General features: G+C 41.5%; 7 protein-coding genes. All 7 read right to left on the reverse strand.

The genetic code is table 11. From position 1 onward, the window contains the following. On the reverse strand, positions 1-1,036 hold a 1,036-nt coding region (locus AC1DND_RS08840), incomplete at its 3' end, for a hypothetical protein (RefSeq protein ID WP_477580881.1). Further along, positions 1,033-2,322, reverse strand: coding sequence for a condensation domain-containing protein (locus AC1DND_RS08845; protein WP_477580883.1), 1,290 nt, complete (start codon positions 2,320-2,322; stop codon positions 1,033-1,035). The genes AC1DND_RS08840 and AC1DND_RS08845, both read right to left, overlap by 4 nt. 286 nt (positions 2,323-2,608) lie before the next feature. Beyond that, positions 2,609-3,811, reverse strand: coding sequence for a glycosyltransferase (locus tag AC1DND_RS08850; protein WP_477580885.1), 1,203 nt, complete (start codon positions 3,809-3,811; stop codon positions 2,609-2,611). A gap of 10 nt (positions 3,812-3,821) precedes the next feature. Then, a complete protein-coding gene (locus AC1DND_RS08855) occupies positions 3,822-5,021 on the reverse strand; it encodes a glycosyltransferase (protein WP_477580887.1) in 1,200 nt (399 codons plus the stop codon). A 12-nt stretch (positions 5,022-5,033) separates the two neighbouring features. Then, positions 5,034-5,798: an alpha/beta fold hydrolase gene (locus AC1DND_RS08860; protein ID WP_477580889.1), complete on the reverse strand. Its 765-nt coding sequence runs from the start codon at positions 5,796-5,798 to the stop codon at positions 5,034-5,036. Continuing rightward, on the reverse strand, positions 5,786-6,034 hold the full coding sequence (locus tag AC1DND_RS08865) for a phosphopantetheine-binding protein (RefSeq protein WP_225876570.1): 249 nt from the start codon (positions 6,032-6,034) through the stop codon (positions 5,786-5,788). The genes AC1DND_RS08860 and AC1DND_RS08865 overlap by 13 nt, the downstream gene beginning before the upstream one ends. A gap of 35 nt (positions 6,035-6,069) precedes the next feature. Continuing rightward, positions 6,070-10,305, reverse strand: a complete 4,236-nt coding sequence (locus AC1DND_RS08870) for a beta-ketoacyl synthase N-terminal-like domain-containing protein (protein ID WP_477580892.1) — start codon at positions 10,303-10,305, stop codon at positions 6,070-6,072. Positions 10,306-10,454: the final 149 nt, after the last annotated feature.

Here is a 10,454-nt window from a genome sequence, read left to right on the forward strand (position 1 = left end):
GTCCCATGTTGCTGAGCGTCACATCGTGTGTGCCCTTCGTTGTTTTCAAAAAACCAATCATTTTATTTACTGATGAATGGAAATACTCGCTCATGTTTAACAGGTCGTGGACTTTCATTTCTGCTACTTTTGCTTCCAGATCGGTTTTTAAGGCTCTGGTTTTTGTCCAGAAATCATTTTCGCCTTGCGCTAATTTTAACTCTACAATGGGTGCAAAGGCAAACATGGTATCTTGTTTTATGGCTTCTACAAACCGCCTGATATCAACCGGGCAGATCACTTTGCCATGGGCTTTAGTTCCTTGTACATGTTTAAAAGCTTCCATAAAGGCCACGCAGATGGCTGCGTGCACGGTTGTGTTTTCTTCCTTACACTTAATTAATAGGTTTTTGGTGTCTTCTGCACTGATTTTCCAATGAACGGCGTAATTGCTCCTGTCTATGTTATTGTTTGAAGTAGATTTAAAAAAGAAAAACAAACGGCCAAGCGCTGCAAAAATTTTCCCTTTAAAATGGCCCGCCTTACTGATTACAAAATCTTCTGGTAACAGGTCGCGAACAGAAAGAAATGAAGGATATGGAGCCAGATTTTGCTCAGGATTATCAATCAAAGTCATCAGTTCCCGCATTAAATTTAAAATGGTAGTTCCATCGCAAATACAGTGTGGAAGTACGAGCAAAAGGTCTGATTCGGTTTCGCCTTTTAACCAAACTAACCTGGCTAATGGCTCGTTTGAGGTGTCAAAAAGTTTATACCACTCTATTTTTGATTGAGCCAACCAGCTTTGATCTGTTGGGCGATCAGCAATCCTAACGGGTATTTTTCTGATGTTTTCGTTTCGTACAAAATATGGTGTATTGCCTGTAGCATCGATATCCATTTGCAGCAGTGGATGTTTCTGCTGGATTTTAAACAGTGCCCTGTGCAAATTTTCTTCACTGATTTTACCCGAAATTTTGGCGCCAAAAACACAGTTTAATGGTGTTTTGGCATCTACATGCATTATTCTTTCGCCTAAAATTAATCTTCTTTTCATGCGGTTGCAGTTAAAATCTCGATTGGTTTTTCAACCTGTTCTTTAAGGATAGCTATTACTTTTTCTTTTATGGCTTCTGCTTCTACAAAAGGAACATAACCTTCGCTAGCCACAAAGGTAAAATCCATTTGATTACGGTAGGTGGAGGCAATCATGGTGGTGGTGTTACCTAAGGGGCCCATTACCGAAGGGCTGAATATGGTTTCTACTTCGAAGTTTCGATATTGGTAATCGATGTCTATTTTTCCCAGGTTGGAAAACATACAATCGTTACTCGATTTTCCATATTTTAAGAAATTGGTGAAGTTGTTTAACGCAGGGTGACAGGCTTCCATCATCATCATCAAGCTGTAAGGATTAAGTTTGGCTGATTTATCGTTTACATCTTTTTGTAAGGCCTTAACATTATCAATAAAGTCTTTTTCTGGCAGCAGGGAAAGTACAATCATTAATCCGAAGGCAAAAATGTGGTCTTTTTTAATAATTGGGTTAAAGTTTCTGATATCAACCGGTAATGATATTTTATTAAATGCTTTTTCTTTTCTCACCGCTTTAAATGCCGTTAAAACAGCAGCGCTCAACAAAGTATTTACGGTGAATTGATTGGCTTTGCAAAACTGGATAATCTGCTTGGTAAGTTCCTGATCAAATTTCCATCGGAGCATAAAATCCTTTTTACGTTCTACCGCTACCTTTTTTATTGGGATGATCCAAAGTGCTAAAGTGGCAATTTTGCCGATTAATCCGTTTTTGGCCCTGTTGCGGTAGCTATTTAATACCTTTTTCGGAATCACATCTTTTATATCCATAATTGGAACCTCTTTCCCAATATTGGTGTCGGGGTCATCCAAAAGCTGAAGCAATTCTGTTAAAATAGAAAGTGCCGAAGTGCCATCGCAAAGACAATGGTGATATACCATCAAAAATTCGGATACGTCTTTACCTTTAACCCATGTAATGCGGCAAAGTGGTGCAATTGAAGCATCAAAAACGGTTTTCCATTCATAGGTAGATTCCTCCTCCCAATGCTCATCGTTTAATCTATCTACAATGCGAACTGGAATGCTAAAGGTTTCGGTAAGATTGGTTACAAACCAGGGCCTTTTATCTTCATCAAAACGTATTGCGGCGGTTAACCAGGGGTGTTTTTTTTGGATTTTGAATAAGGCAAACTTTAAATCATCTTCCTTAATTTCTCCCCTGATTTTGAAAGGTATTACAATGTTAAACGGACTGTTTCCATCTCCGTATAACATCCTTTCGCCAAATAATAGTTTTCTTTTCATTTTTTAGTATTATATGGGGTTCGTCATCCCGAATTTAAGCGTTCCGTCATGCTGAACTCGTTTTACAAGTGTAAATAGTGTTTTCAGTTGTCTTGTAGCTACTACGTGGTCAGCATCTCTCCTGCTATTAAGGCCCTGAAATAAATTCAGGGTGACGATCGTACGGGAGGCGTCATCTCGACTGAAGCGTAGTCCCGAATTTTCGGGAGAGAGATCTATGTTAGTTAGATTTCTCGACTGCGTTGCACTCCGCTCGAAATGACGATCGCGTGAGGGCAACGAATCATTAAACCGTTTCAACAACCTGTGCTGTTTTTGCAAAATCTTCCAACAATTGCACCGCCTTGTCATTCCCGCCAGCTTCGATAAATGTTTCTCTTATTTTTAGTGCGGCCTGGCGGTATTTCGGGTTTTCTAAAAGCTCGAAAACGGTATCTCTTAATTCGCTGATGCGTAACCTTTTGTAGCGGATGCTTACTCCACAACCTGCTTGCTCAATTAGTTTAGCAGTATGAAAATGATCGTAGGCAATAGGCGTAATCAACATTGGTAAACCATTGGTGAAGGTATCATTTACCGTATTAAAACCACCATGGCAGATTACCGCATCCATGTGTGGCATCAGCTCAGATTGCGGAACAAAACCGTTTACGATAAAATTATCAGGCCATTGTTCAAAAATATCAGGATTGGTTGCCGCCACGATTGTTACAGGCTGGTTTTCGAAAGCAGTAATCAGTTTCTGGAAAAATTCTTTACGAATATCAACCAGCAAAGTACCTAACGAAACAAAAACTTTAGGAGTGGTGGCCTGACTTAAACGTTCCCAATCAAATGGCGCTAAATTTGGCCTGCCTTTTACCGGACCAACAAAATGCATGTGCGGTGGTTTTTCTTCAAAACCTGCAAATGCCTGTGAAGTGAAAACCATATTTAATTGGTGCGAATGGATGTGAATATCATCGCTATATATGCCTACTTCTCTTTGTAAACCTTTAATTAAGTTTTGTTGCCATTCGAATATTTTGGGTGCACTGTTAGCCGTATCACCCATCACATCTGGTGGCACCGGGGTAGTGGTAACAGATGGTATGCCTTTTAAATGTGCACTTAATGCACCAGCAAAGGTAATGCAGTCATTAATAATTACATCAGGTTTCCAGGCATCAACAAAGTTGTTCAGCCCTTTCATCATCATTTTGGCAAAAGGAACATAGGTTTCTTCGAGGGCAAGCTTCATCACCTCCGGACCAGAACATGCAGGGCCATCATCCTGACGTTTTAAAATGCGTCGTATTTCATCAGCATGCTCAGCCAGATCTTCTTCAGGGTAAATAAATTCGCCGCCTTCAGGTAAATGTACCTTTGCAAGTGGGGTAATACCCAGCCATTTTACTTCATGGCCACGGGCCAATAAACTTGCGCCAATGCTTAAAGTTGGACTGATATGGCCAAAAAAAGGCGGGACAACGAAAAGGAATTTTGACATAATGTATAATTTAACTGATGAATACGTTTGATGTTTTGTTGCTTAAAGCTTCCAATAAATCGGCGGCACTTTCTGTTCCGCCAGCCTGGATAAAAGATTGTTTAATCCGTTCTGCAGCGATTTTATAACTTTCGTTCTGCAGCACTTTGTGTACCGCTTCTTTAAGGTGATTGGCTTTAAAACGGTTAAAGTTTAAACGCTCTCCGGCACCTACCCTGAAAACACGTCCGGCAACATGGCTTTGATCGTATGCTATAGGAATAACCACCATGGGCAGGCCATTCATCAGGGTTTCGCAAACGGTATTGTGTCCGCCATGGCAAACCACGGCATCGAGGTGAGGCAAAAGTTCTAATTGTGGTACCTGGCGCTGCACCGTAAAATTGGCTGGCCATTCCTCAAATAAAGCAGGATCTGAAACGACAACTACATGTAAGTCTTCATTAGCGAAAGCCTCGATTACCTTGGCAAAAAAGGCTTTTTTATGCTCATGATCGAAGGTGGTGCCAATGCTGACCAGTATTTTTGGTTTGCTGGTATGAAATGCTTCCCAGTGGAAAGGAATTGTAGTTTTGCGACGGTTAAAAACCGGGCCTACAAATTTAAAATGCTCTGGTAAATCCATCTCTCCAAAAAAATCTCTGGAGGTAAATACCAAAGTGGCAAGATCAGAGCAGGCAATAGAATCTGTGGTATTTATACCGAATTCTTTTTGCAGGGCTACAATCTGATTTACTTCCCATTCGTGCACTTTGGGCAGCTCGTCCATTACTTTTATGGCTGCAGGTGCGGTAACAGATGTAACATAAGGATAGTTTTTATTGCTTGCGGCAATTGCCCCGGCAAACATTTGATGATCGGTTATCACCACATCGGGTTTGAACTGATCGAGTAAATCGGCAATGCCGTCATAACTGTGCCTGTTAAGCGGAATCAATACTTCCTCGTACAGAAATTTGATGCTATCGATACCGTAAACAATTTTTTTGGTGATGATATCGAGGTATTTTTCTGAATCTTTTTTCTGTTGGTCGTTTTGGTTGTAACTGATCAACAACAACTCACCTCCTGCAGGAAGTTTATCGCTTAATGATTCATCTAAAGTAATCCATCCTACACGGTGGCCTCTTTCAAGCAAGGCTGTACCCATACTTAGCGTAGGGTTAATGTGGCCAGTTAGCGGAGGAACAACAAATACAAATTTTGCCATGTGTGTTTAATTTTATATTTCCTGAAAGAAGTTTAACAATGCTTCGGCGATTACCAATGGTTGTTGTATCGGGATATTATGATCTCCCGGCACAGCAATTAACGAGGCATTTTTAATCATTCCGTCTAAATGTTTACCTGCGTTAAGGCAATTGGAATCGGTGCCATACAGCAATAGGGTAGACTGTTTTATGGTTTCGATTGCAGGGCTGCCAAAAAAGTCTTTTTCGAGTTCCATGTCGGTTTTAATCGAAGTTTGATAAAAAAGGTACTCGTACATGCGGTGGTTGCGCTCCATCTGCCTTTTACCCATTTTTACTTTTGTGGTATCAGTGAAATTTTCAACGTAATGTTCTAAAAATTCGCGGCTGTACTCATCAATAATCCCCCTTGTTTTATCGTCGTTCGGATCTGGTGCTTCAATTATTGCCAGTTTATTAATGCGTTCTGGAAAGCGGATGGCCATTTTTAAAGCAATCAATCCACCGAAACTGTAACCACCTAAATGCACTTTTTGAAGGTTTAAAATCTCCATTAATGCAAGCAGATCATTGGTCATGCTCTCCAGATCGTATCCCTCCAAAGCCTTTTCGCTCATGCCATGACTTTTTAAGTCATATAGTACCACATGATATTTTGTGGCCAATAGCGGCGCGATATTAAAATAATAGACAGACAGGTTGCTAAACATCCCATGAACCAGGACGATGGTTTCAGTAGCCCCTTTATTGAGCTCCTGAATGTGAACCGATTTGCCGTTAACCGTTATGATTGGCATTCTTCGATATAAGAGATGATCATGCCTAAGTTTAAGTTGATCAGCTGATCTAAATCCATTGAAGATAACCAGCCCGTAAAATCGATCTGTTCGCCAAAATGCGCTTTGATTTTTTCGGAAAAAGATACAATTTCGATGCTATCCATTTCCAGATCTTTGGTGAAAGAACTTTCAGGGGTGATATCCATTTCTTCAACAAATTCTTCGCCGATTACTTCGGTGATAAATTGTTTCATGAGGTTGAAGATTTCTTCGCTGCTTAATTTCGTAGTTATAGTGTCCATCCGATGATATAGTTTTTATGTTTGATTGTTTTGATTGTGATGTTATTGATGCATAGTTCTTCGCCATTGATTACCTCAACAGTATAGGCTTTGGGATTGCCTTGTAAACCTTTGCCCAGGTATTTCCCATAAGCTTCTTTGGCTACCCAGAACCGGGTTGCCCATTCTGTTTTGTCGCGGCTTTCGAGCAGTGCCATTTCGTGATCGTTAAACACAAGATCGAAGAAACCGGCGCTCCGTTCTTCAATATGTTCGATGTCGATACCAACGGGTTCGTTAAAACGTGCTATGCCGACGGCATCGGTACCTTTATGTGCAATCGAGATATTGATGTTATCTGTTAAACCACCTTTAACATAAGGTTTGCGGAATTCATCCGAATAGATTTCGAAGGTGATGGGGTAACAGGCCTGGTTTTTCTGTGTATTCAATAAATTCCGAACGGCATCTTTCGCCGCCACACGACTGATCATCCAGGTTCTTCTTTTATTGGGTAAGAGGTTTTGGTGGTGCTTTTTCTCCGTCTGGTTGAAATATCTCTTCAGGATAAAATCCCATGATACCACTCGTGAATAAGCATTGCCGAAAAGGAAAACGCCAGGTGCAACCTCTTCCGATAAACGGTTGTGGAGTGGCGACATCGACACGTTCCAAAGCGGTTCGTCTATTTCCAATCTGCGGTTCTGCCAGCCTGATATAATGAGCCAGGTGATGCCATCTCTTTTCATCACGATATCGGCAGTGGCAAATTCATCGTTTATTTCTGTAAGTACGCAGGTACATTCGAATTGTCCTTTCTGATCGGCCATATCGCCGAAAAATTCTATTTCCTGAATTTTAACAGGGAAAGCAATCCTATCTTTTTCTAAAGTGAGTTGAAGCCATAAGCCAAACAGCTGACCGGCATTATCAAGCAGTGAGCCTTTTCCGCCTGAGGCTTCGATGATTCCTGTAATTCCTTTTTCGCCAACTGCAGTTAGTTTTTTAATGCCCTGGTAATCCGGTCCGTGGAACATGTGCGCATCGTAAATCTGTGCAGCAGTACGATCAATATCCAGTAGTTTTCCAATATCGAAAGTTCTGTTTGGAACAGGGTTTAAGTGTGTCGCTAATTGCACTTCTGCATTGGCAAAACGTTCTAAATTGAGGTACACCCTTTGCTCGTCTTTCCATTCGCCCGTTACGGTTTCCTGAAAAGGTTTAACCACGTTCATCCATTGGAAAACCCGCATATTCATGATTTTCTGTACCTTTTCTTCGGGCGATTGTGCGTTGGCTATTTCAGCAAACACTTCAAAAATCATGGTCATTGGAATTACCGGATCCATATCTTCTATTGTTGGCCAGCCTTTTGGTTGCCTTAATAAGGAGTGATCGATCAGGTAAGGGCAGTTCTCAAGGCTCACATCAAGTTTTTGGCTAAAAGATTGCCTTACGGGTTTTATTGGTTTGGCGGGTGCCCAGTTGCTCGGCTGATCGACTTGTAACGCTGCATTTTCGAACAGTTCGATCATTTCGCTCTGCATGTTGATCATTTCCATCACATTCTCATTAAAAGCCTGTAAAACCGGATGTTTTGCCTTCACAAAACTTTTAGATGGTGTTGGTTGGGCTTGTTTAATGGTTAAACCTTTAAGTGTTTGCAGGTTATGGATAATCGGCGAACCCAGTTCGAGTTTAATGCCTTTATTTTTTTGCGGTGGGGTTGATTTGATATTGCCCAGATAATTAAGGCCAATTTCTTTTCCTTCAATAAAAAGTGCTGCCAAAACCCTTTGTAACTGCGTAATGCCTGAACGGATCGGCACATTAGCACTAATGGTACTGATTTCTTTTCCCCTTAAAGTATCGTCGATAAAGCCGACCAAACCACCAGAACCCACCTGAATAAAAACACGCGCACCCTCTGCATATAACTTTTCGGTAAGCTCGCGGAAACGCACCGGCTTAATCAGGTGTTCGGCACTTAACTGACGGATGGCTTCAAAGCCTTCGGGATAAGTTTCTAAAGTAGTGGCCGACCAAAGCGGTGTAGTAGTTTTTCGGAACTGCATAYCCTGCATACCCTCGAGGATCAAACCCAGTTTATCGGCTACAAATGGAGAATGGAAACCCGATTGGAAAGGCAAAACTTGATGAAAGATCTGTTTGACCTTTAATATCGGAACCAGTTCATCGAGTGCTATTTTGCTGCCGCAAAGGATGACCTGTTGCGGGCAATTATCGTTAGAAAGATATAAATCGGGAATGCTTTCGATTATGGGTTGAAGGGTGTCTAAACCGCAGCCCACGGCAATAAAACGCGAATCTTTCAGTTCAAAAGTTTCGGGGTTAAGCACATTCAGTAAATTCATTACCGAACTTTCTTCTGCCAGTTCTGAAGATCTTGCTGCAAGCCATTCGCCAAGGCTGTGCCCTGCATTCATATCAGATTTAATGCCCAATTGTTTTAAAGCCTGATCTAAAACACTGCTTTTATTGAGTGTGTTCAGGGCCTCGCTTAAAAGACCGTCCTGTTTTTCGTTTTCGTCGATACTGATGTTGAAATAATCGGCTACCGATTTGATTTCGCCACCTGCAAGTCCATCTAAACCCGGAAAAACAAATGCTATTTTTCCATCGTTCGCCAATAGTGGCGCATTGGTGTACCAAATGTCCTGTTTATTTCTCCAGGGAGAATTTTTAGCCACAATTTTTAAGGCTTTTTTGAACCTTTCGGGACTTGGATTAAATAACACTAAACGGAAATTCCCATTCCCAATGCTATAATCTCCATTTTCGAGCGATTCGATCAAGGCATCATGACTTGGCCTTGCGATGACCAATACTTCATCTTTTTTAGGCGTATCATAAGCGGTTAATACCACATGGGCATTTATTCCACCAAAACCGAATGCATTTACAGCTGCCAGTTTTGGCAAACCCGATTGGTTCCAGTCTATCGCTTTTTGCACGGCAGAAAAACGGGTTTCGGCCAGTTGTGCTACAGGTTCATCACAATGTAAAGTAGGGGGGATGATACCATGATATAAAGCCAAACTCGACTTGATCAATCCTGCTATACCTGCTGCGGGCATGGTATGACCGATATTCGATTTTACAGAACCGATACCTGCTTTTGGCAGATCGGCATCCTGACCGAAAAACTGTTTTAAGGTTTCAACCTCGGTTTTATCGCCAAGTGGGGTGCCTGTTCCATGGGCTTCTAAATAGCCGATATTTTTACTTTCCAGTTCTGCGTTTTTCCAGGCTTCGGTTATGGCTTTTAACTGGCCTTTAACCGATGGACTCATTACGCTGGTTCCGCTGCCATCGCTGCTGATGCCCACACCTTTAATTACTGAATAAATTTTATCCTGATCCCTTATGGCATCTTCGAGGCGTTTGAGCACAACAAAACCACAACCTTCGCCAATAATCAATCCATCGGCATTTTGATCGAAAGGTTTTATTTTTTCTTGTTTGGATAATGCACCCAATTGAGAGAATATGCTCCAAAAAGCAGCATTTTGACCTAAATGTACCCCGCCTGCAATAATCATATCGCAACGGCCACTATTCAGTTCCTGCACGCCATGATCAACTGCGATGAGTGAACTGGCACAGGCAGCATCCAAAGTAAAAGCCAGTCCGCCTAAGTTAAGGCGGTTGGCTACCAGTGAGGCCACTAAATTAGGGATCAATCCCATTGCGGTATCGGCACTAAAACGGCCTTTACGTAATTGAAATTCGTGTTTTACCTTTTCAATTTCTGCATCAGTAAGTTGTGGCATCAAGTCTTTTAATACACTCGAAATTTGCTCGCCAGTTCTTACAATTTCGATGGCGCGGGTTGCCCCAGGCCCCACATAATTACCTTTGCCAATAATGATCCCGGTTTTATCGAGGGAATATTTTTTTTCAAATACTGATGCATCTTCTAATGCCTGGTGAACCAGATCTAAGGTCAACAGATGATCGGGTTCGGTACCTTCAACAGCCAAGGGTAAAATTCCGAAGCGTTGGGGATCAAATTGATGATCGGGAATAAAACCTCCTCGATTGCAATAAAAACGATCTACCCCGGTAATTGCTTTGTCGAAATGAACAGGATCAATCCGATCAGCCGGAACCTCTTGTGTAGAATCTACGCGGTTGATAATATTTTCCCAAAAGGCCTGCATATCTTTTGCACCCGGAAAAATGCATGACATTCCAATAATTGCTACGTCGCTTTTCTTCATCTTGTTCGCTTAGGGGGATCTTTCTAATCTTAATTCTCTTAATTTTATTTGTACTGACTATTTTTAGCCTGTTTAACTAACGCGATCGTCATAAGGCTGAATCATATTTGTAATTCAATCAAATTTGTCACGTTGAGCCTGTCGAAACG

This window comes from Pedobacter sp. 01N416, from assembly GCF_056399685.1.

Coding starts and splice junctions, on each gene's coding strand:
- AC1DND_RS08860 (WP_477580889.1), bottom strand. CDS start 5,798: ATGCCAATCATAACGGTTAACGGCAAATCGGTTCACATTCAGGAGCTC.
- AC1DND_RS08855 (WP_477580887.1), bottom strand. CDS start 5,021: ATGGCAAAATTTGTATTTGTTGTTCCTCCGCTAACTGGCCACATTAAC.
- AC1DND_RS08845 (WP_477580883.1), bottom strand. CDS start 2,322: ATGAAAAGAAAACTATTATTTGGCGAAAGGATGTTATACGGAGATGGA.
- AC1DND_RS08865 (WP_225876570.1), bottom strand. CDS start 6,034: ATGAAACAATTTATCACCGAAGTAATCGGCGAAGAATTTGTTGAAGAA.
- AC1DND_RS08850 (WP_477580885.1), bottom strand. CDS start 3,811: ATGTCAAAATTCCTTTTCGTTGTCCCGCCTTTTTTTGGCCATATCAGT.